Raw genomic sequence first — 22,309 nt, forward strand, 5'->3', positions numbered from 1 at the left:
CCCATGTTTCGCGCTTTAAGATTTATGGTGGTTATCGGGGCGTTGTCGGTCGTTGCCGCATGGCTGGCCGATAATCCCGGATCGGTGACCATGCAATGGCGGGGCTACCGGCTCGACACTTCATTTTCATTGTTGTTGACGGCGATCATCATCATTGCCGTTACGGCGGCGCTTTTTTACCGGTTCTGGCTTTTTATTTGCCGCTCCCCCGCCGATATCAGCCGTCTGTGGCGCGAGGGACGCCGCCGCAAAGGATATATGGCGTTGACCAGGGGTCTGGTGGCGGTCGCCGCCGGAGATGTCGAGGAAGCCGGTCGCCAAAGCAAGCGCGCCGAAGCGTTGCTGGAAGACCCGCCGCTGACCATGCTTTTGTCAGCCCAGGCCTCGCAGCTCGGCGGCGACGAGATGGCGGCCGGGAAGTTTTTCAACGCCATGCGTGAAAAAACGGAGACCGAGTTTTTAGGGCTGCGCGGCCTGTTGACCCAGGCGATGAGGCGGCGCAATTGGAACGAGGCGCTGCAACTGGCCCAAAGGGCCTACGCGCTCCGTCCGAAAAGCGGCTGGGTGGCGGCGAACCTGTTTGATTTGCAGGTTCGTTCCGGTCACTGGCAAGACGCCATGGCGACTCTCAAGGACGCCGTTGATAACAAGCTGGTGACGCCGGCGGTCGGCGTTCGCCGCCGCGCCGTTCTCGAATATCAATTAAGTTTGGCGGCAAGCGGCGCCGGCAATGTCTCGCAGGCTATGAAACATGCGGGCAAGGCCCATGACCTGTCCCGCGAGTTTGTTCCGGCGTCGATTCGTCTGGCCCGGCTGTATGTGGATGCCGATAAAATGCGCAAGGCGACAGGGGTCATCGAGAGCGCCTGGAAGTTCAATCCCCATCCCGATCTGGTGGAAATCTACCGGCGGGCGAAGTCCGCCGATGACGCCATGGCCGGGGTGCGCGCCGCCCAAAGTCTGGCCAGGCACAATCCCGGCCATATGGAAAGCCGCATCGCCGTCGCTGCGGCGGCGCTGGAGGCCGACCTGTGGGGCGAGGCGAGGAAACACCTGACGGAGATAGCGAACATCGACGCGCCGGTCGGAGTGTGCCGACTGATGGCGGAACTGGAGGAGCGTGAGCACGGCAACCTGACGGGCGCCCGCGAATGGTTGATGCGCGCCTCGACGGCCGAGGCTGACCCGGCCTGGGTATGCGAGCACTGCGGCAATACGGTGGAGGAATGGAGCGTCCTGTGCGGCAAGTGCGAACAATTCGATCCGTTCTCCTGGCGAACGCCGTCTCATGTCGCCTGCCTTGCCGCCCAAGCTCCGCCGCCTGCGGCTCTTCCGGCGCTGGAAGGCGAGGCGGATTAATATGATCCTAGAGACGAAGAAAAAGGTAGATGCCGCCGAACCATCTAAAGAACCCTCAAAGGAGTCCGCCAACGATCAAGACAGTGGTTGTAGCCGCCACGAAGGTCAAAAAACCATCACCAAATCTTACCTCGCCAATTGGGACGTCATCTTTGGCAGAAAGCGCTGATACAACAAATCGCCCTCCTTTCCCCCCTTATTCACCTTATTATTCATAAACATGCGATCCTTGCAATGTCCGGCATATTGCCGTACACTTTAATGTGGCAGGTTGAGGTAAGCTAAGATGATTTCTTTTACTGACGTGACGACGGCGGTTGACGAGGCCAAGACCGTACGCATGGAGCAGAGAACAAAACCTCATGTGAAGGCTGAGATTCAAAAGGCCGCCGCATTAATGGGCATTGATGAAACGGCGTTCGTGACCGGTGCGGCTTATGAGCGGGCGCGCTTGGTCCTTCGAGATCATGAACGCACGGTTTTAACGGTCGAGGATCGGGATGTGTTTCTCGCCGCTCTGGACGCGCCGGTTGGGCCGAGCGCGGCGATGCGCCAAGCGCTTGACCTTCATCATCGAATGGTTGTTGATGACCAATGACGCCGCCGATGATCTAAAAGTCTCGATTGAGTCGTTTGATCCGGCGATACATGATCGAACGGCTTTCTCATGTGGCGCCGCCTGGATTGATAATTTTATCAAAAAGACCGCGAAAAAGCATCAAAAAGGTGATTTCTCGCGGGTTTGGGTCGCGGTTGCTTCAGGCCGGTCGCGCGTACTCGGCTATTACGCGATCAACAGCCATGTAATCGAGGCGGCGGATTTGCCCACGGAGTTGACGAAGAACGCCCCGAACCACGGCTTAATTCCAGCCGCCTATCTTTCTTTCCTGGGCATTGAATCGGTCTGCCAAGGCCAAGGCCTTGGGCGTGTCTTGTTAGTGGACGCCTTGAAACGGATCGTCGGTATATCCGAACAGATGGGGTTGGCGGCCATTGTTCTTGATATTTTGGATGATGGCGACATCAAAGCGGTCAAGAAGCGTAAGCAATTCTATGTGAAGTTTAATTTTACGTCCTTTCCGTCTCACCCAATGCGAATGTTCCTGCCGATCAAAAACATTCACCATCTGCGTGAATGGTTGCAATTTCTTTCTTCACAGGCATGATCCGGCGAATGGTTCGTCTGGTTATTGAAAATTTCGCCCAAGATAATTGGAACCGGCTGGTCGGCGGCTTTCCTTCGCTTAGTCTGGGGCAGTGCTGGGAATACGCCGAAGCCAAGGCGCGCACCGGCCCGTGGCGCGTAGAGCGAGGCCTGTTCCTTGATGGCGATCAGCCGGTCGGCGCTTTTCAGGCCTTGGTTCGCCTCCTCCCCGCCGGACTCCCCGGCGGCTTGGTCTGGATTAATCGCGGGCCGTTGTGGCGCGGCGGCGAACAGACGCAGTTCCTTGAAATCATGAAATCGTTGCGTAGCCATTATGCCGACAAGCGCGGCATGTATCTGCGCGTAGCGCCGCCCGTTCTTGACGGCGCGTTGACCGTCGGCGATATACGCGCATCCGGCTTTATGCCTACGAAAACGCTCGGCTGGGCCTCGGCGGCGCTTGACCTGACGCCGCCGGAGGAGGACTTGCGAAGAAACCTGAAAAGCAAATGGCGCGGCCCCCTCAACCATAGCGAACGGGGCGATCTGGAAATCAAGACGGGGTCGCAAGGAAAGGTCTTTCAGAATTTTCTTGAAGAACATGACCGGCTGATCGCCGGCAGGGGTTTTGCCACCAGCGTTACCGGCGAACTGCTCGCCGCCCTTCAGGACCTGTTGCCGGTCGAGCGCAAGATGGAAGTCTTTTCCGCTTACCATCAGGGGGCGGCGGCGGCCTCGGTGCTGATGGTCAAATACGGAGATGCCTGCGAGTATCTGGCAGGCAATCTGAGCGCCGAGGGGCGGCGGCTGAACGCCGGACAATTCGTGCTGTGGCGGGCGATCATGGCAATGAAGGCTCTGGGTTGCCGGCGCCTTGATGTCGGCGGCATGGACCCGAAGCTGACGCCGGAGGGTATTTATAAATTCAAGGCGGGCGTGGCCGCCGAGCCTTACCGGCTGACCAACGAAGTCGAAGCCGTCGGCGGCGGACTTCCAGGCCGATTGGTGCGCCGGCTTGTCAATCGCGCCCGCTCCGACGGATAGGAAAGGGACCATGCCAATTCTGACCCGGCTTTCCCTGCCCTGGCTATCGGCCTTGAGAACATGGCGGCTGTTCAGCGGCGGCGGAGGAGTCAGGATACTATTGTTCCACGATACGCCCAGGGACGGGTTTGAGGACTTCGGGCGTTTTGTCAAATATGTAAAACAAACCCACGGAATTTTATCTCCGCAAGAAGCGGCGGCGCGGCTTGCCGGCGGGGGGGAGGAAAACAGCAAGGAGCGGACTCCTTGCCTGTTCACTTTTGATGACGGCTTTGCCTCCAACTTCGAGTTGGCTTCCGAGGTGCTGGCGAGCCACGGGGTGACGGCGCTTTTCTTTGTCTGCCCCGGCCTCATCGGCCTCGGGGCGGACGAGCAAAGCCGACTGATCGCCGCCAATATCTTTGACGGACGGCGGCAAGCGGCCGGCAAGCGCCTGATGTCCTGGGATGAGATCGCCGAACTTAAATCCGGGGGCCATGTCATCGGCGCCCACGGCATGAATCATCTTCGTCTTACAAAATTGTCGGGGGAGGCGCTTGGCCGGGAGATTCTCGATTCCGGCGTTCAGCTCGAAGACCGTCTGGGCGACAATATCGACTGGTACGCTTACGCCTTCGGCGATATCGACAGTATTTCCGTGGATGCGTTAAAAATCATTTCGCAAAAATTCCGTTTCTGCCGCAGCGGCGTGCGCGGGGTTAATTTCCCGACTACCGATCTCCACGCCCTGCGGGCCGATCATGTGGAAATGACGGCCCCCGCCGCCTACCGCAAGCTGATCGTCGAGGGGGGACTTCAGTTCCGCTACGCCGGGGCGCGACGGCGGCTGGACGAGATGGTTTCTTAAAGTATTTTCTCACAGCAGGCGATCAGTTCGTTCATCCCCGCCGTCTGGTGGACGGGGAGCAGGACCAGGGTGCGGCGCAGGCGAATGGCGGCTTGGTGGCGGCCAGGCTCGGCCCATGCCTCCGGCGGCAGGTCGGGCCAGCTTTCCGCCGGGCAACCCCCGGCATGTAAACTATCGAACAAGGCGGCGGCGGTCGCCTCGTCGTCGCAACGCAGGACAAAGCGGTAAGGCGTGGCCTGATCGGCAATTTCCAGGGGACGACAACCCTTGAGGCCGTTCAAGGCCTGGCGCAACGCCAGCCAATTGCGCCGCCGCGCCTTCGCCGCTGCGGGCATGATTTCCGCCGCGTCGGCCAGCATGGCGCGGGCCGTGGAGCTGATCCGGGTTTCGGGCGGCAACGGCTTGTAGGGCGGATCGTCGGCAAAGGCCGGCTTTTGCCGCCGCGCCCGCCGGGCGAGCAGCGGTTCCGGCAATATCTTTTGAAGCGTTCGCCTGATTATCCAGGCGCCGGTCAAGGCCTTTGAATAACCGCCGCCGTTTGCCGCTTCCCGTATGATCCCGGCGCCGTCCTTGGGGCGCATCAGCAAAAGCGCTCCGTCGGGGACGGCGAGAATCTTGTGAGGGCTGTAAAAAATGAAGTCGCCCTGTTCGCCGATGCCGGGCGCCGGGCCTAAGGCGTGGGCGGCGTCCTCGATCAAATACGCGCCTGTCTCGTCGCAGAAAGAGCGGGCCGCAGCGGCGTCCGCCGGTATTCCGAAATAATGGACGATAACAAACAGGTCGGGAGCGGCAAGCGCGGCCATGGCCCGGCGCGCCTCCCGGTCGGGCCTGAGGTCCATATCTATCGGGTAAAAGACCGGCGTGACGTTTATTTCGCGCAAGGGGTAGGTGGACTGGTTGCAGAAATAATCGGGAAGCCACAGCACGGGCTTGCGCCCCTCATGCAGGGACGACCACCAACGGACGATGGCTTTCATCGCCCATGCCGAGCGTGAAAACCAAAAGGCTTGGCCTTCGCCGCCGTCTTTTCCCCGCCACGGCGCCGCCGACGGCTCGTCATCAAGGGCGGGGCGGGCGAACGGGGCCGCCAGTTCTTTCCATGTCGGCAGGGGAGTCGTCGTTATCATTTCGCGCCTTTGGCCGGGGTTGCCATTCATTCCACCATATTGTTCTATGCCCTGATATGCTACCGTGAAACGGAGCGTTGACGCACTGAAGACGGCGAAGTATTTAACAATTATCGCCGCGTTAGCTCAGTTGGTAGAGCATCGCATTCGTAATGCGAGGGTCGCAAGTTCGAGTCTTGCACGCGGCACCATTTGTTTTCGGGAGGATCGAGATGTCCGGTAAGGATAACAGCGGCCCCGACAATGCTTCCTCCGAGTTTCTGGAGCAGTTGGAGGAATCCGGCTTTTTCCGGCAGATCAAGGACCTGGAAGGCAACCTGAGAAGAATTTCTATGGATATAAAGTCTCTCGGCGAGACCGCCACCCAGCGCCTTGAAGAAACGGAAAGTCTGGCTGCCCATATTCTTGCCATTGAGGCGATTTTGGCGGTGATGATTAAAAACAATCCTCTTGATGAGAAGGAACTGAAGGCGGCTATCGAGGATAAAACCGCCGCCCTCTCCAAGGAAGCCGCCGGAAACTCCGCCGTGCGGGTTATCGCTGAAAATATATCAAACGGCAAAGGTTGATAATGAATAAAGTCTGCTGATATATATATTTAGAGCTATTCTAAATGATATAATATGATTTAATTTGGAGGGGGTTTCCATGAAGAAAGCGGTCACGAAAAAAGTGGTTGCAAAGAAAGTTGTCGCAAAGAAAGCGGGCATTAAAAAAGCCGGCCAAAGAGTTCCCAACGTAACTTTCCACACCCGCGCCGACGGCAAGTGGGTCGATGTAACCACCTCGGAAATATTCGGCGGCAAGACGGTTGTCGTTTTTGCGCTGCCCGGCGCCTTTACCCCGACCTGCTCGTCCACCCATCTTCCCGGCTACAAGGCCATGTCCAAGTTCATCAAGGCCGAAGGGGTCGATGACATTTACTGCCTGTCGGTCAATGACTCGTTTGTCATGAACGCCTGGGGGAAAGACCAGAAAATAAACAACGAAATAAAATTCATCCCCGACGGCAGCGGCCGTTTTTCCAAGGGCATGGGCCTTCTGGTCAACAAGGATGTGATCGGGTTCGGCCACCGTTCATGGCGGTATTCCATGCTGGTCGTTAACGGGGTCATCGAAAAGATGTTCGTTGAAAATTCCAAAGAACCAGGCGATCCCTTCAAGGTCAGCGACGCCGGAACCATGCTTGAGTACCTGAAGTCGCGTTAGTGGCGGGGGTGCTTATCGACTTCAGAACGGTGCAACTTCTGTGTTCGCGTCTTTGCCATGACCTTATCGGCCCCGCCGGCGCCGTAAATGCCGGATTGGAAGTCCTGGAAGATGCCGCAGACGATGATGGAGAAGCAGCGGCCCTGGTCGCTGACAGCGCCCGTCAACTGTCCGGTCGTTTGGCTTTCTTCCGCATGGCCTTCGGCCAGGGCGCCGGCGCCGTTGCCTCGCTCGTTCAAACCCGCAGTCTGGCTGCGGGTTTGATTGACGGCAACCGCGTAACCATGGACTGGCCCGAAGATACATACGCCGCCGGGAACCTGCCGCGAGGCGGAGCGGCGCTCATTCTCAACCTGATTCTGCTGAGTATGGATTCCCTGCCCCGTGGCGGCGAGTTGAGCGTCCGTCCGGCCGATCTTTCCGAGGGAATGGGAATCGCCGTCACGGCGAAAGGCCCGGGAGCGCGCCTCAGGGATGACATCCGCGCCGCCATGGCCGCCGATGTGTCTTCGGGCGATCTCACGGCGCATAATGTCCACGGCTATTTCACCATGCGTCTGGCCGAGAGCCTTAATACCGATATCGAAATTTCCGACGACATGAAAAATGAGGTGCGCATGGCCGCCCTGATGTCCGTCGGCAAATGATTTCTTTTTGATAATTAAAGACTTATGTGGTTATATTGCGCTCACAGTCGGTTAGTTCGGATATTTTTCGCCGACTTGTCCGTTCCGCAAGAGGAAAATAATTATGGATGACCTGTTAACTGAATTCCTTACGGAAACTACCGAAAGTCTGGCCGTCATTGACGCCGAGCTTGTCAAGTTCGAGCAAAATCCCAACGACAAGGCGATTCTTTCCAATATTTTCCGCCTGGTGCATACCATCAAAGGCACCTGCGGGTTCCTCGGTCTGCCGCGCCTGGAAAAGGTCGCTCACGCCGGAGAGGACGTGCTTGGCCTGTACCGTGACGGAAAACTTAAAGTAACTCCCGAGTCGGTAACGGTTATCCTTAAATGCATCGACAGAATTAAGGCGCTTCTGGAAAAGCTTGAAGCCTCCGGCGAGGAACAGGAAGGCGAAGACAGCGAGCTGATCAGCGAATTAAGGGGCCTGATCGGCGGCGCCTCGACGCCCAAGCCCGTGCCGTTGGGAGCGGCCCCCGTATTCAGCGCTCCCGGCATTGCGGTAAACGCCACCGGCGCTCCCGTAGCGGCCGAACTGCTGGCCGAAGTCGAAGCCGCCATGGCCGCCGGCGCCAAAGCGGCAAGCGATGAGCAAATCGCCGCCGAGAATGCCGCCAAGCTCGCCGCCGAGAAAGGCGAATTGCCCGCCCCCGTCGATGAAAAGTCCGTGGCGACGGCAGAGGCAAAGGTTCCGGCGGCGCCGAAAAAGACGGCTCCTCCCGCCGAGAAGAAGGACGGCGAATCCAAGGAATCCGCCATTGCCGCCCAGTCTATCCGCGTCAACGTCGATCTGCTTGAGAACCTGATGACTCTGGTCAGCGAATTGGTGCTGACCCGCAACCAGCTTTTGCAGATGGTGCGCGGTCACGACGACAGTGAATTTCATGTGCCGTTGCAGCGCTTGAGCCATATCACCAGCGATCTTCAGGAAGGGGTGATGAAAACGCGCATGCAGCCTATCGGCAACGCCTGGGCCAAGCTGCCGCGCATCGTGCGCGATCTTTCGGTTGAAACCCACAAGAAGATCGACCTTCAGATGATCGGCCAGGAGACCGAACTTGACCGGCAGGTTCTGGAATTAATCAAGGACCCGCTTACCCATATGGTTCGCAATTCCGCCGATCACGGATTGGAAACTCCGCCCGACCGCACGGCGGCGGGCAAGCTCGAAATGGGCAAGATCGTTCTCGAAGCCTTCCATGAAGGCGGTCATATTATTATTCGCATCGCCGATGACGGACGCGGCCTCAATATGGGCAGGATCAAAGCCAAAGTTATCGAGAACGGGCTGGCCGGCGAGTCCGAACTGGAGGCGATGACCGATGAACAAATCCAGCAATTCATCCTTCGGCCCGGCTTCTCCACCGCAGCGAAAATCACCAGCGTCTCCGGTCGCGGCGTCGGCATGGATGTGGTAAAGACAAACATTGAAAAAATCGGCGGCACCATCGAATTCAAGTCGGTGGAAGGAAAAGGTTCAACCTTTACTATCAAGATTCCTCTGACTCTGGCTATCGTCTCGGCCCTGGTCGTCGCCTGCGGCAACGAACGCTTCGCCATTCCTCAAATCAGCGTTCTGGAGTTGGTGCGCACGTCCGCCCATTCCGATAACACTATTGAGATGATTAATGACTCTCCCGTGTTGCGGTTGCGCAACAGACTGTTGCCGCTGGTGTCCCTGCAAAATCTTCTGAAGCTTGGCGACAGGAAAGATGCGACCCGGGAAGAACTCTTTATTGTGGTTACCCAGGTCGGCAGTTATACATTCGGCGTCATTGTTGATCGGGTTTTTGACACTGAAGAAATCGTGGTCAAGCCGGTTTCGCCGATCTTGCGGGAAATTCCTTTTTATTCGGGCAACACCATCCTCGGCGACGGCAGCGTTATCATGATTCTTGATCCTAACGGCATTGCCGCCGCTTCCGGCCAAGGCGCCGGCGGCGATGCGGCATCCTCGGAACCTGTCGCCATCGAGCATGGCGATGAGAAAACCTCCATGCTCATTTTCAGCGCCGGCGGAAAAGAGCTGAGGGCGGTGCCGCTGGCTCTTGTGGCAAGGCTGGAGGAAATCGACATGGCGTCCACGGAGGTTTCTCATAACCAGATCGTGGTCCAATACCGTGATCACCTGATGCCGCTGATCCCCTTCAACACGGCTCACCAGTGGAAAAAAGACGGCCGGCAACCGATTTTGGTCTTCACTGATCGCAAGCATTCCATGGGGCTGGTGGTTGATACTATCGTTGACATTGTCGAGGAGCGCCTCAATATCGAGTTGGCCTCGAATATGCCCGGCATTATCGGCAGCGCCATTATCAACGGCAAGGCTACCGACGTTATCGACGCCGGTTTCTTCCTGACCCAGGCTTTCTCCGATTGGTTCGGCGCCGAGGAATCAAAAAACCCCGCCGGCAAAGACAATCACAGCAAGCGTGTGCTGCTGGTGGATGACAGTCCGTTTTTCCGTAATCTCCTGGCGCCGCTCCTGTCGGTTGCCGGATACAAGGTGACAACCTCCGAGAGCGCCCAGCTTGCGCTCAAGTTGCTTGAGGGAGGCGCCGCCTACGACGTCATTATCAGCGATATCGAAATGCCCGGGATGAACGGATTTGAATTCGCCGAGACGGTGCGCGCCGACGCCAGATGGAAAAACGTGCCGATGATCGCTCTTTCCTCGCACGCGACCGAGCAGGATTTTGAGCGGGGCCGCAAGGTCGGCTTTAATGACTATGTCGCCAAATTCGACCGCGAGGCTTTGGTCGGCACGCTTGCCGGCACCGTGCTTGCGGCAACATCGTAATTGAAACGCCGTCTGCGCCGTCGCCGTTTGTGCTTGACGCAGCAGGGGTTTTGTTGATTTTAGTAACTATAATTTAAACGGCTCGGGCGGATTTCGGCAAACGGGCCGTTGTTTTGCCCTTGGGGGGGACGAAGAAGCACATGAAGACTTGTCTGATCGTTGATGATTCCAAGGTCATTCGAATGGTGGCCCGGAAGATCCTGCAGGAGCTGAAATTTGAAACGGTGGAAGCTGCGGACGGCAAGGCCGCCCTCGATTCCTGCAAGAGCAAAATGCCCGAGGCGGTTCTGCTTGACTGGAATATGCCGATAATGAGCGGTATTGAGTTTCTCAGAGAAATGCGCGCATTGCCCGGGGGCAACACGCCGGTCGTAGTTTTCTGCACCACCGAGAACGATATTGAACACATTCAGGAAGCCATTGAGGCCGGGGCTAATGAATACATAATGAAGCCCTTTGACAGCGAGATCATTCAGGCAAAGTTTGCTCAAGTCGGTTTGCTGTAAATTTCCCTGGGGGTAGCCCTTGGCGATTAATCTGGAAAGTATCGTGTCGGAAACAACACAAAATTCCTCCTCGGAGCAGATCCGGGTCATGGTCGTGGACGACTCTGCGGTTATTCGCGGACTGATAACCAAAATGCTTGAGGATGATCCGGCTATTACCGTCGCCGTTTCCGCAGGCAACGGCGAGGTAGCGGTAAGCAACCTTGCCCGTCATGACATTGATGTCATTATCCTCGATATTGAAATGCCGGTGATGGACGGCCTGACGGCGTTGCCCAAGCTTCTTGAGGTAGACCCGAACGTCAAGATTATCATGGCTTCCACGCTGACTGCGCGCAACGCCGATATAAGCCTGCGCGCGCTCGAAGCCGGGGCCGCCGATTATGTGCCTAAACCGACTTCCGCACGCGAAATCGGCATGGGCGGAGAATTCCGCAGGGAGCTTCAGGAAAAGGTCAAGGCGCTGGGACTCGCCCGAAGGCGCGCCCGCATTTTACGGGGAGCGTCCGAACGGCCCAAGGGGGCTGCTTCCGCGCCGATCAAGGCGGCCATAGGACCGATCGGCCCCGTTTCCTTGCGCAAGCCGGGAACGGAAAAACCGGACGTTCTGACTATCGGCAGTTCGACGGGCGGCCCGCAAGCCCTGTTCACCTTTCTCGGCAAACTCGGGAAAGATATCAAGCTGCCGATCCTTATCACCCAGCACATGCCGGCGACCTTTACCGCTATTCTGGCCGATCATATCAACCGTCTGACCGGTTGGCCGTGCAGCGAGGCCAAAGACGGCGACGTAATCACCTCCGGACATATTCATCTGGCTCCCGGCGGCTATCATATGTTGGTGACGACCAAAGGCGCTCAGCGGGTGTTGAGCATTAACGACGGCCCGCCGGAAAATTTTTGCAAGCCCGCCGTTGATCCTATGTTTCGAAGCATTGCCAAAACCTTCGGCGCCCGCGTGATGGCGGTAGTTCTGACCGGCATGGGGTCCGACGGGGCCAAGGGCGGGACGGAGATTGCCGATGCCGGCGGCACCCTTATCGCCCAGGATGAAAAAACCAGCGTCGTTTGGGGCATGCCCGGAGCGGCGGCGGCGGCCGGAATATGCAGCGCCGTGCTCCCGCTTGAAGAGCTTGCGTCCTATGTTGCAAAACATGTCGGCAGGGGTCACTCATGAAACCTGAAGACTTTTCCTTTATCAGCAAGCTCATCAAGGAACGATCCGGGTTGGTCCTGACCGAAGACAAGGCCTATCTGCTTGAGAGCAGGCTGATGCCGGTGGCCCGCAAGCGCGGCATGAAAAGTTTGGATGAATTGATTCCCGTCATGCGGGCCAGCCCGGAAGAGGCTCTTATCCAGGAAGTCACGGAGGCGATGACCACCAATGAGTCATTCTTCTTCAGGGACATCAAGCCGTTTGACATATTCCGCGAATCGATCCTGCCCAACCTTATAAAAACCCGCGCCGATAAAAAGTCGTTTCGTATCTGGTGCGCCGCCGCCTCCAGCGGTCAGGAGCCTTATTCTCTGGGTATTATCCTCAGGGAAGAAGCCGCCAAACTGGTCGGATGGCGCACCGAAATCATCGGCACCGACATCTCAAAGGATATTCTCAAAAAAGCGAAGGCCGGTCTTTATTCGCAATTTGAAGTGCAAAGAGGACTGCCTATCCAGTTTCTGCTGAAATATTTTATCAAGCAGGCCGACATGTGGCAGATCCATCCGTCATTGATCGCCATGGTTCAATTCAGGGAATACAACCTGCTGAACAGCCTTCAGGCATTGGGTAAGTTCGATGTGGTGTTTTGCCGCAATGTGCTGATTTATTTTGATCAGCCGACCAAGACCAAGGTTCTTGACCAGATCAGCAGTTTGTTGCCCGAAGACGGCATGCTTTTTATGGGCGGCGCAGAAACGGTTTTGGGCATTTCAGATAAGTTCAAGCCGGTTCCCGGACAACGGGGCCTTTATTGCCTCACTCAGAATAAAAATATCTGAAAAATCCGGAGATATTGATTATTTTTTTACCATCGCCAATGGATGTGATTGCTTGACCAGACGGGTCAGACGGCCCTCCAGGACATGAGTATATATTTGGGTGGTTGATATATCCGAGTGTCCCAGCATCTGTTGAATCGAGCGCAGGTCGGCCCCGTGCGCCAGCAGGTGGCTGGCAAATGAGTGCCGCAAGACATGAGGCGAAACGCGCGTGGGGTCAATTCCGGCATCCGCCGCAGTCTCTTTGAGCATCTGGGCGAAGCGGGCGCGCGTCAGATGGCCGCTTTTGGAGCTTGAAGGAAACATCCAGGGCGAATGCCCGCCGGTCTTTTGTTTGCCGGAAATGAAATTTTCCCGCATCAGCTTATAATCGTTAAGCGCCGATGACGCCTCCTCGCCCAGCGGGATCATGCGTTCCTTGCCGCCCTTGCCTTTAACGATCAGCATCAAGCCGTCGCGGGAGAGGGCCGACAACGGCAGCCCCACCAATTCTGAAACCCTGAGGCCGGTGGCGTAGAGCGTTTCGATCAGCGCTATCCGCCTCAGCCCCTCGGCGCCTTGCCGCAGCCGAGTCGTTGACAGCAGTTGTTCCACATCTTCCTCGCTTAACAGTTTCGGCAAAGACCGCCCCGATCCGGGGCCGTCGATGACGGCGCAGGGGTTGTCTGCGCGCAGCCCTTCCGCATAAAGGAAGTTATAGAATTGGCGCAGGGCGGACAGACGCCGGGCGGCGGTGCCGGGGGTCATGCCGGCGACGGATAAATATTTGAGGTAGGACTTGATAATCTCCGAGCTTGCATTTTCAAGGGTGCCTCCCTGTTTTTTGGAGGTTATAAACTCGGAAAAACTCACCAGATCATGTCGATAGGACAAAATGGTGTTGGCGGATGCGCCGCGTTCCGCCACAAGCATTTCCAGAAAGCTTTCTACGCGAAGCGGCGTAAGGCGCTCGACCATTTTAAAGGTCTGCGGCCAACGCCGCTTCCACGGCCAGCATGCGGGCTTCGGACTTCAGGCCGGAGGCGTAAAGGCCGGCCAATGCTTGTCTTAGAATTATCGGATCGGTTTTATCCAGCCCGTCCTTACCCAGCGCCAGCAGTGAAATAAGCACCGTTTCGCCCGGACGTTCGCCTGCGGCGCCGTGGGCCGTTTTTTCCAGGCGATGCCGAAGGGCCGGAAGAGGCGCGGTCACCGTTATGCGTTCACGGCCGTTAATTAATTTGTCCCATATTTTATCGGGAACAGGCTCGCCAAGGGCTTCAAACAGGCTGTAAAGAAGGGTTGCGCGCTCTCGCGCCCCGTCATTTTCCTTCTCGGTTTCCCACCAGTCGGCCAGATTATCGGTAGTCCAGTCCCCGGCTTCGACGGAGCCGGCAAGACGGGCAATCGGCATAAGGGCCTTAAGCGCGGCTTTGGAATCATCGTTCAGCACGGCGCCGGAGCGCAGCAGGGAGAACCATGCCCCGGCGGCCTCATGTTCGCCTCCCGCCAGCAGCGAACGCGCCGCCTCGGGGGCAAACCACGCCAGGTCGGGGGACGGCGGGACGCGCAGGAGCGCCGGCATGAACACTCTTGCCGTGGATTTGTAGCGGCCGTCTTGCCGGGCCAGAGACAAGGCGCGCGCCAATAATTCGGCCTGCGCCGCCGGCGCCGTTTGCGTCAAAGACGCACGGTAAAGCAGCGCGCGGCTCATCGGGCTGCTTTCGGCTTCCGCCTTGGAAAGCGGGTTGGCCATCTCTTTATCGGAGAACGAAATGTCAGTATAAAGTTGACGCAGGGTATCGACGTGCAGAGCGCCGGTCGCTTCGGCTTTTTCCGCAGCATTCAGACGCAGATCAACTGACGAGCTTGGGTTGACGGCGACAGCGCTTAATATCCCCGGAAGATTCGAAGACATCACATCCATCGGCAGGGACGCCTTGGCGGCGCGCGCCATTGCCAAATGCATCGGCGACGGATCGGGCAGGCGTTCAACGGCGACAACCTCGCCGTTAATCAGCGCGCCGGCAAGTTGCAGAAAAACCGCATCCTTTTCGCCTAACTCGCGCAGAATAGAGATGCCGAGGGATGCTTTCTCCTTCTCTCCCGCCAACGCCTGACAAAAGATAAATGCTTTTTGCCAGTAGTCGTTCGCCCCGGCGGTGATTTGATCGACGGCTAATGCGCAGGCGCGGGCGTTGTCGTTGGACAGGAACCGGACATCGGCTTCAATGCGCACCAGTTCATTATTCCGGGCGTGGTCCGGGGTGGCGCCGATGAGCCGGTCGGCGCCGTTAAGATCACCCATATCCACAAGCAGTCTGGCCCTTATCGCCATCAGACCGCCTCCTTGGGCGGCGGCGGCGTCACCCTGCGGCGGCGTGGCCGAGGACAACAACAGGCGACGCATCAGTTCCCGCATCGTTATGGAATTGGCGGCCACGGGTAATTGCGGAAGCAGGGCGAAGACCATTTCGCGACCGGCGCCGGCCCACATATCGACCCCGAATCCGCCCTTTCCTTCACTCAGCACGCCTGTTGCGTCGGGGTCGATTGTTTGAAGCGAATCCACTTCAATCAGATTGCTCGGCGCGGCGGGCGAGGAGGCTTTCGACGATCCGGGGGCCGGAGCCTCCTGTTTGGCGGCGGGAGACGGCTTTTGAGGCGCCGGCGACAGCGGTGGGGCCTTCGGCGGCGCCAGACGCACGGGAGCGCTTGAAGAAGGGGAGTCTTGAGCCATGCCCAGTCCGGGAAATCCCGCCCCGGCGATAAGGACGGCAAAACCCGATGCGAAAATCGCTGACCTGAACTGGAGGGCGTTACTTGGGGAAGCGATCATCGGGTATAACTTTCTCCACCTTGGCTGACGGCGGGGGAATATCCCAGGTGACGAGGAAAACTGCGCCGCCGATAAGCATGACGAGAACAGTGAATAAAACGATTCTTGGAAAATTTCTCATAGAATACCTTGAAAGCGGTTATTTATAGCGGAATCATATTATCTTTACGGTAAGTTTCGACTATGGCGAATTTTCGGCAGTGTATAGGCTCGCATAAATGCTTTCAACGTCCCGGCGTCAAGGGCGGCGGTTTGTTTTATGCTTTGCCTTGTGAATCGTTGCGGGGAGAGGGATGCCTGTGGTGATTTGTCTTCCTCCTGACAAGTCTATCGTCCTGATCGGTCTGATGGGGGCCGGCAAGACAAGCGTCGGACGCCGGCTCGGCATGCAGCTCGGCCTGCCGTTCATTGATGTCGATGAGGAAGTGGTTATAGCCGCCGGATGCTCTATTGATGACATTTTTGAACTCTACGGCGAAGCGTCATTCCGTGAGGTGGAGAAAAAAGTAATCTCCAGATTGTTGAGTAACGGCCGGCAAGTGCTGGCCACCGGCGGCGGCGCCTTCATGGCCCCTGAAACCCGCGCCATGATCAGGGACAAGGGCATTTCGGTCTGGCTGAGGGCCGACATCGAGACTCTGTTCAAACGCACCCGGCGCCGGGGGGGACGGCCTCTTCTTGAAACCGATGATCCCTACGCGACTTTGGAAAAATTGATAAGCATCCGCTATCCGGTTTACGCCGAGTCAGACATCGTTATCGACAGTAATGATGAAACGCCGACGACGACCACCAAGCGCGTTGCCGAAGCCGTAGACGCCTTTATCAAACGCAAAGTCGGCCCCCGGGAGAACCCATGACCGGCCGCGATGACATAAAACGGCCGGCTGTTGACAGCCTGAGGGTAGAGCTGGGGCCTCGCAGCTATGATATTATCATCGGGGAGCGTCTGCTGGCCGACGCCGGTCGTTACATGTCCTCGCTGAAGGACGTGGTTGTAGTCACCGATTCGACCGTCGCCGGGCATTATCTGGCGGCGGTGGAAGAGTCCCTGGGCGACGCCCGCATCCGCCGTTCCAGCATCGTTCTTGAGGCCGGCGAGAGGACCAAGGACTTTGACCATCTGCGGGAATTGACGGACGGATTGCTGGACAGAGGCGTGGAGCGGACCACTACCCTGATTGCGCTGGGCGGCGGCGTGATCGGCGATATTACCGGCTTTGCCGCCGCCATCACCTTGCGCGGACTTCCCTTTATCCAGATTCCGACCACCTTGCTGGCTCAGGTTGACAGCTCGGTGGGCGGCAAGACCGGCATCAATTGTCGTCACGGCAAGAATCTGATCGGCGCCTTTCACCAGCCGGCGCTGGTGCTGGCCGACATCAAAACGCTGGACACCCTGACGCCGCGTGATCTGCTTGCCGGATATGCCGAGGTGGTAAAATATGGCTTGATCAACGACGCCGATTTTTTTTCATGGCTGGAAAATAACGCCGCCGGCATGCTTGAAGGCGACAGCGCGGCCAGACGTCACGCCGTTCTGACAAGTTGCGCCGCCAAGGCCGCTATTGTCGCCGAGGACGAGAGGGAAGCGGATCGCCGCGCCCTGCTCAACCTGGGGCACACCTTCGGTCATGCCCTGGAGGCCGAGACCGGCTATTCCGGCGCGTTGCTTCACGGCGAGGCGGTGGCTGTCGGCATTTGTCTGGCCTTTAGTTTATCGGAGCGCATGGGCCTGTGCCGGCCTGCGGATGCCGAGCGCGTACGCAGGCATCTTGACGCCGTAGGCCTGCCGACCGGCCTCGGCGACATCGCCGCTCCGTCGTGGACAGCCGACGGCCTGATCGCCCACATGGCGCGGGACAAGAAGGTCAGGGACGGCAAGCTTACCCTCATTCTGGCTCACGGCATCGGCCGATCTTTTATTACCGGCGAAGCGACGCACAATGATATTCACGCCCTGCTGAAGGACGCTCTTATTAAACCTCGCCCCATCAACATCATTTAGGGTCCAAACTATGATGGTTTCCATGATCGCCATCGCCGTTTTACTGTTGTTTTCCGCCTTTTTCTCCTGCTCCGAAACGGCGCTGACCGCCGCCTCGCGGCCGTTGATGTACCAACTGGAAAAGAAAGGCAGCGCCCGCGCCGCCGTCGTCAACCGTCTGCGCGAGAAAAAAGAACTGCTGATCGGCACTATTCTTCTCGGCAACAATCTGGTGAACATTCTGGCGTCGGCCATGGCCACCAGCATTTTTATCTCACTCTACGGCGAAGCCGGCGTTGTCTACGCCACCATCTCGATGACGCTGCTGGTGCTGATCTTCGGCGAGATCATGCCCAAGGTCTACGCCTTCAATAAAGCCAATCGCGTGGCGCTGGTCGTCGCGCCGTTAATAAGTGGTCTGGCGCTGATGTTGGCGCCGGCGACCAGAACGGTGAATCTGGTGGTGCGCGTTATTATGAAGATCGCAGGGGTCGATATCAGGGATGACCATGGGCTGGCCGCCACCGAGGAGGAATTGCGCGGCGCCATTGAACTGCACGGCGGCAAGGAACATTCGGTCGGGCATAAGCGCGACATGTTGCACAGCGTCCTCGATCTGGACAACGTACAGGTGGGCGAGATCATGGTGCATCGCAAGAACATGGTGACGATCAACGCCGATCAGCCTGTTCAGGCGATAGTCGATGAAATGCTGTCGAGTCCTTTTACCCGCATCCCGCTGTGGCGCGGACAACCCGATAATATCGTCGGCGTCCTGCACGCCAAGGCGCTGCTGAAAGCGGTGCGGGAACGCGGCGAGAAGCGATCTCCGCTGGACATCATGGCTCTGGCGACCAAGCCGTGGTTTATCCCTGAGTCAACTACCCTGCTGAATCAGCTTAACGCTTTTCGCCGCCGCCGCCAGCACTTCGCCTTGATGGTTAACGAGTACGGAAGCCTGATGGGCATCGTTACCCTTGATGACATTCTTGAGGAAATCGTCGGTGAAATCTCCGACGAACACGATATCGCCGCTACCGGCATTCGTCCTCAGTCCGACGGCAGTTACATCGTTGACGGCGTTGTCACCATCCGCGACCTTAACCGCCAGTTTTCGTGGAGCCTCCCTGATGAGGAGACGGCCACCATCGCCGGATTGATTATTCATGAATCGCGCCGCATCCCCGAGAGCGGACAGGCTTTTATGTTCCATGACTTCCGCTTCGAGATACTGAATCGCGTCCGTCATCAGATAACCTCGGTGCGCATAACTCCTCCCCGGCGAAAAACAGAAAAAAAGTTGGAAAAGGAAGCGCCTGCCCCATAAAAGTAATGATACGCCGCGAGGCATTTGGTGGTAAACTATGCTTGTTGCTTTGAGAAGGATGCGCAGTTCATGTATGTGAAAGATATTTTGAAAGCAAAAGGCTCCAACGTCATTGCCGTTGACCTTTTGATGACCGCTCAATCCGTGGCGAAGATTTTTTCCAACGAGAAAATCGGCTTTGCCATCGTCCGCGATAAAAGCGGCAAAATCGTCGGCACCGTGACCGAGCGGGATATCGTTCACAACATAGCGGCGAAAGACGCCGGATCGATGTCAACGCCGGTCAAGGATTTTATGACCAAAAAGATCGTCACTTGCGCTCCCGACGACTCTCTGCCCAGGGTGATGAGTTTGATGACCGTGCGGCGCACCCGCCATGTTTTGGTTATGAACGGCGATGAGGTCGCCGGAGTAGTCAGCATCGGCGACGCGGTCAAGGTTCGTCTGGAGGAATCCATGCTGGATGAGGCGTCGCTGCGCGACTATGTTTCGGGCATGGGCTATAACTGAACGTATCAGAGCGCTATCCGAACAGCTTGTCGATATCGCTCTGCGAAACCCCTTCGTTGTTCAATTGCGGGCCGGTCATGACGACGTCGCCGTCCGATCCGTCATTGATTTTCTTTTCATCCAGCGGCAGCGCCGCCAGTCCGCCTTCGCCGAGGATAACGACCAGGGAATTCAAGGTGCCCTCGATCAGGTTCATCTCCTTGACGATCTTGGCGATGCGCTGGCCGGTAATGTCCTGGAACGAACAGGCCTCGAAAATAAGACTGATCTTGCCGGCCATCTTGTCGAAGTAATAGGCGGCGCCGGCATATTTAATTTGTTCACGCAATTCCAGGATTACGTCGTTGATGCCTTCGGTGGATTCCATGATCGTTTCGGTGGCGTCTTCGGTCGCTTTGGCGATGGCGGTCAACTGATCGGCGACCGTGCCGAAATGATCGATGTTCAAGTTGGGGTGCTTGATCGACGCCACCTCTTTTTTGATCTTTTGCAGATGCTCGAAAAGGTGAACGACCTCCTTTTTCAGGATATCGTACTGATTGTTTACGCTCATTTTGTGGTCCCCACCCGCCGATTTTACTGATTACTATCCTACCCGGCCTTCGTTCCATTGGCAAAACTATAAGCGCCTCTTTATGATGTAATTTAAATTGAAGCGTGGAGTAATCGTTATGGGCGGCGGCAAATCCAAAAAGAAATCATGGCGCACGGCGACCAAGCTGGTTCGCGGCGGAGCGCAACGATCCGACTTTGACGAAACCAGCGAGGGCCTGTTTCTGACCTCGGGCTACGTCTATAAATCCGCCGAGGAGGCCGAGCGGACCTTCAAGGGCGAAATTTCGCGCTACCAGTATTCCCGCTACGCCAATCCCACCGTCGCCATGTTCGAAAAAAGGCTGGCGCTGCTGGAAGGCGCCGATTATTGCTTCGCCACCTCCAGCGGCATGGCCGCCGTCTTTGCCTCGCTGGCCTGTCAACTAAGCTGCGGCGACCGGGTGGTGGCGTCACGCGCCCTGTTCGGATCGTGCAAGATCATCATCGACAAGGTGCTTTGCGCTTTCGGCGTAACGTGTCAACTGGTGGACGGCCTGGACCTTGATCAATGGAAGGCGGCCCTATCGAAAAAAACCAAAGCCGTGTTTCTGGAAACGCCGTCAAATCCGACGCTGGAGATCATCGACCTCAAGGCGGTCAGCGATCTGGCCCGCGCCGCCGGCGCCCTTCTGGTGGTCGATAACGTTTTCGCCACGCCGGTGCTGCAAAAGCCGATAGAATACGGCGCCGACATTGTCGTCTACTCCGCCACCAAGCACATCGACGGCCAGGGCCGGTGCATGGGCGGCGCCGTCCTTACCAATAACGAGGACTATTTCAACAACCTGCTGATTCCGTTTGTCCGCCATACCGGCCCCTGCATCAGCCCGTTCAACGCCTGGGTGATGGTGAAGAGTCTTGAGACCATGGAGCTGCGGATGACCCGCCATTGCGAAAACGCGCTGGCCGTCGCCCGCCATCTGGAAGGCCATCCTGCCGTTGTTAAGGCAATCTATCCCGGATTGGCGAGTCACCCTCAGCATAAACTGGCGATGAGGCAGATGAGCGGTCAGGGCGGCTCTATCGTCACCTTCGAGGTTCCCGGCGGCAAGGCGGCGGCGTTCAAGGTTCTCAACGCCATGAAGCTGATCGACATATCCAACAATCTCGGCGACGCCAAGAGTCTGACCACTCACCCGGCGACCACCACCCATATGCGCTTTACCCAGGAAGAACGCGACAAGGTCGGCATCACTGACGGCCTGGTCCGCCTGTCGGTGGGCCTGGAAGACGTGGAAGACATCAAGGACGATCTGAATCAGGCGCTGGGCTGATGCTCTAAGGACTTTGCGTGGCGAAGGCGATCCGGGTGATGCCGCAATTGCGAACCAGGGACAGCAGTTCGGTGATGTCCTGGTAGGGAAGCGTCGCGTCGCCGCCCAGCCGCAGCACCAGCTTTTCGGAACGGGTCCGCACCATTCCGCTCAGGACGTTATGCAGTTCGCCGTAAGTGATCGGCGATCCGTCAAGCTCCAGGCTTTTGTCTTTGCGCATGACCAGATCGGCGACTTCCGGGTCTTGCGACGCGGCGGCGGCAACGCGGGGAAGATCGATTCTCAACGCCTGGGCCATCAGCGGCGCGGCGATAATAAAGATCACCAGCAGAACCAGCATGACATCCACCAGCGGGGTGACGTTGATTTCCGAGAGCGGTTGGTCAAAATCGCCGCCGTCAATATTGAACGCCATTTCAGCTCTTCCTTTCGGCAGGAGGAAAAAAGGCGTCCAGGATGCGCATGGCGTTGCCTTCGATAATGCCCATGATGCGTCTCAGGCGGCGCAGCAGCAGGTTATACCCGACCACGGCGGGAATGGCGACGAACAGACCCGCCGCCGTTGCCGTCAGGGCCTCGGCGACCGGACCGGCGATCATATCCATAGAGAGGGCGGCGTCGCCCCCCAGCCCTTGCAGGGCGTGCATGATTCCCCATACCGTGCCGAACAGGCCGATAAAGGGCGCGGCGTTGCCGGTGGTGGCAAGAAGGGTGAGAAAGTTTTCCATTTCCATGCGGCGTTCTTTAAGGATGTGCGAGAAAACCGCCTCTGTTCGGCTACGGTCGCCGGCATTAAAAACCGCCGCGCCGCCGCCGTCGGCCGCCCGCAACAAATGGACTGAAGGAACATGTTCGGGCAAGGCGGCGGCCAGATTCGCCGGCGGCGCGCCGCCGATTATTCCGACGCCGAGGCGTCGTTCATGACGATGAATCGAGGCGAACTGCCAGACCTTGAAGACAATAACGGTCCAACTGGCGAGCGAAAGGGCGAGCAATAAAAGAAAAACCAGACGCACGATCCAGTCCGCTTCACTCCACCATGCAAGCCAGGAAATATTTTCAACCGCCATTGAACGGAC

General features: G+C 57.6%; 23 protein-coding genes and 1 tRNA gene. 18 read left to right on the forward strand and 6 right to left on the reverse strand.

Going from position 1 to position 22,309, the window contains the following annotated elements:
* Positions 1-3: 3 nt before the first annotated feature.
* From A3H92_03195 to A3H92_03215, 5 genes are all read left to right on the forward strand, one after another.
* Complete coding sequence (locus tag A3H92_03195; protein OHC75688.1) at positions 4-1,359, forward strand: hypothetical protein; 1,356 nt, start codon at positions 4-6, stop codon at positions 1,357-1,359.
* 286 nt (positions 1,360-1,645) lie between these two features.
* Entirely contained in the window at positions 1,646-1,957 is a 312-nt protein-coding gene (locus A3H92_03200; protein ID OHC75689.1) for a hypothetical protein, read from the forward strand.
* On the forward strand, positions 1,947-2,525 hold the full coding sequence (locus tag A3H92_03205; protein OHC75690.1) for a hypothetical protein: 579 nt from the start codon (positions 1,947-1,949) through the stop codon (positions 2,523-2,525). Before A3H92_03200 ends, A3H92_03205 begins: the two co-directional genes overlap by 11 nt.
* Positions 2,522-3,547, forward strand: coding sequence for a hypothetical protein (locus tag A3H92_03210; GenBank protein OHC75691.1), 1,026 nt, complete (start codon positions 2,522-2,524; stop codon positions 3,545-3,547). Before A3H92_03205 ends, A3H92_03210 begins: the two co-directional genes overlap by 4 nt.
* Positions 3,548-3,557: 10 nt before the next feature.
* Positions 3,558-4,394 (forward strand): hypothetical protein, encoded by an 837-nt coding sequence (locus A3H92_03215; GenBank protein ID OHC75692.1) that lies wholly within the window; start codon positions 3,558-3,560, stop codon positions 4,392-4,394.
* Here the strand turns inward: A3H92_03215 and A3H92_03220 are convergent.
* Positions 4,391-5,551 (reverse strand): hypothetical protein, encoded by a 1,161-nt coding sequence (locus tag A3H92_03220; GenBank protein OHC75693.1) that lies wholly within the window; start codon positions 5,549-5,551, stop codon positions 4,391-4,393. The genes A3H92_03215 and A3H92_03220 overlap by 4 nt on opposite strands.
* Before the next feature lie 85 nt (positions 5,552-5,636).
* Here A3H92_03220 and A3H92_03225 point away from each other — a divergent pair.
* The 8 genes from A3H92_03225 (at position 5,637) to A3H92_03260 (ending at position 12,720) form a co-directional block, all read left to right on the forward strand.
* Positions 5,637-5,712: transfer RNA gene (locus A3H92_03225), tRNA-Thr, on the forward strand.
* Positions 5,713-5,733: 21 nt separating this feature from the next.
* A complete protein-coding gene (locus A3H92_03230) occupies positions 5,734-6,090 on the forward strand; it encodes a hypothetical protein (GenBank protein OHC75694.1) in 357 nt (118 codons plus the stop codon).
* 79 nt (positions 6,091-6,169) lie between these two features.
* Positions 6,170-6,730 (forward strand): hypothetical protein, encoded by a 561-nt coding sequence (locus tag A3H92_03235; GenBank protein OHC75695.1) that lies wholly within the window; start codon positions 6,170-6,172, stop codon positions 6,728-6,730.
* Complete coding sequence (locus A3H92_03240) at positions 6,730-7,377, forward strand: hypothetical protein (GenBank protein ID OHC75696.1); 648 nt, start codon at positions 6,730-6,732, stop codon at positions 7,375-7,377. Before A3H92_03235 ends, A3H92_03240 begins: the two co-directional genes overlap by 1 nt.
* Positions 7,378-7,480: 103 nt before the next feature.
* Positions 7,481-10,216, forward strand: a complete 2,736-nt coding sequence (locus tag A3H92_03245) for an ATPase (protein OHC75697.1) — start codon at positions 7,481-7,483, stop codon at positions 10,214-10,216.
* Between the two features lie 140 nt (positions 10,217-10,356).
* Complete coding sequence (locus A3H92_03250; protein ID OHC75698.1) at positions 10,357-10,722, forward strand: two-component system response regulator; 366 nt, start codon at positions 10,357-10,359, stop codon at positions 10,720-10,722.
* Positions 10,723-10,810: 88 nt separating this feature from the next.
* The gene (locus tag A3H92_03255; protein ID OHC75699.1) at positions 10,811-11,899 is read left to right on the forward strand and encodes a chemotaxis response regulator protein-glutamate methylesterase; all 1,089 of its coding nucleotides are present in this window, start codon (positions 10,811-10,813) and stop codon (positions 11,897-11,899) included.
* A complete protein-coding gene (locus A3H92_03260) occupies positions 11,896-12,720 on the forward strand; it encodes a chemotaxis protein CheR (GenBank protein OHC75700.1) in 825 nt (274 codons plus the stop codon). The genes A3H92_03255 and A3H92_03260 overlap by 4 nt, the downstream gene beginning before the upstream one ends.
* An 18-nt stretch (positions 12,721-12,738) precedes the next feature.
* Here A3H92_03260 and A3H92_03265 read toward each other — a convergent pair whose 3' ends face one another.
* Together A3H92_03265 and A3H92_03270 are read right to left on the reverse strand one after the other, a co-directional pair.
* Positions 12,739-13,677 (reverse strand): site-specific tyrosine recombinase XerD, encoded by a 939-nt coding sequence (locus A3H92_03265; GenBank protein OHC75701.1) that lies wholly within the window; start codon positions 13,675-13,677, stop codon positions 12,739-12,741.
* A 1-nt stretch (position 13,678) separates the two neighbouring features.
* Positions 13,679-15,538 carry a hypothetical protein gene (locus tag A3H92_03270; protein OHC75702.1) on the reverse strand — a complete coding sequence of 620 codons (1,860 nt, stop codon included), beginning with the start codon at positions 15,536-15,538 and terminating at the stop codon, positions 13,679-13,681.
* A 293-nt stretch (positions 15,539-15,831) separates the two neighbouring features.
* On the opposite strand from A3H92_03270, the gene A3H92_03275 reads away from it, so the two are divergent.
* The 4 genes from A3H92_03275 to A3H92_03290 all read left to right on the forward strand — a co-directional run bounded on the left by A3H92_03275 (position 15,832) and on the right by A3H92_03290 (position 19,362).
* Positions 15,832-16,398, forward strand: coding sequence for a hypothetical protein (locus tag A3H92_03275; GenBank protein ID OHC75703.1), 567 nt, complete (start codon positions 15,832-15,834; stop codon positions 16,396-16,398).
* Positions 16,395-17,546, forward strand: a complete 1,152-nt coding sequence (locus A3H92_03280) for a 3-dehydroquinate synthase (protein ID OHC75704.1) — start codon at positions 16,395-16,397, stop codon at positions 17,544-17,546. Before A3H92_03275 ends, A3H92_03280 begins: the two co-directional genes overlap by 4 nt.
* A 10-nt stretch (positions 17,547-17,556) precedes the next feature.
* Positions 17,557-18,852: a hypothetical protein gene (locus A3H92_03285; protein OHC75705.1), complete on the forward strand. Its 1,296-nt coding sequence runs from the start codon at positions 17,557-17,559 to the stop codon at positions 18,850-18,852.
* 69 nt (positions 18,853-18,921) lie between these two features.
* Positions 18,922-19,362, forward strand: coding sequence for a hypothetical protein (locus A3H92_03290; protein ID OHC75706.1), 441 nt, complete (start codon positions 18,922-18,924; stop codon positions 19,360-19,362).
* A gap of 13 nt (positions 19,363-19,375) precedes the next feature.
* Here A3H92_03290 and A3H92_03295 read toward each other — a convergent pair whose 3' ends face one another.
* On the reverse strand, positions 19,376-19,915 hold the full coding sequence (locus A3H92_03295) for a hypothetical protein (protein ID OHC75707.1): 540 nt from the start codon (positions 19,913-19,915) through the stop codon (positions 19,376-19,378).
* Between the two features lie 118 nt (positions 19,916-20,033).
* Between A3H92_03295 and A3H92_03300 the strand changes: the two genes are divergently transcribed.
* Positions 20,034-21,230: an O-succinylhomoserine sulfhydrylase gene (locus A3H92_03300; GenBank protein OHC75708.1), complete on the forward strand. Its 1,197-nt coding sequence runs from the start codon at positions 20,034-20,036 to the stop codon at positions 21,228-21,230.
* A gap of 4 nt (positions 21,231-21,234) precedes the next feature.
* On the opposite strand, the gene A3H92_03305 is transcribed toward A3H92_03300, so the two are convergent.
* Entirely contained in the window at positions 21,235-21,645 is a 411-nt protein-coding gene (locus A3H92_03305; GenBank protein OHC75709.1) for a biopolymer transporter ExbD, read from the reverse strand.
* 1 nt (position 21,646) lies between these two features.
* Positions 21,647-22,300, reverse strand: coding sequence for a hypothetical protein (locus A3H92_03310; protein OHC75710.1), 654 nt, complete (start codon positions 22,298-22,300; stop codon positions 21,647-21,649).
* Positions 22,301-22,309 lie beyond the last annotated feature (9 nt).

This window comes from Rhodospirillales bacterium RIFCSPLOWO2_02_FULL_58_16 (genome assembly GCA_001830425.1).
Taxonomy (GTDB): domain Bacteria; phylum Pseudomonadota; class Alphaproteobacteria; order Rhodospirillales; family 2-02-FULL-58-16; genus 2-02-FULL-58-16.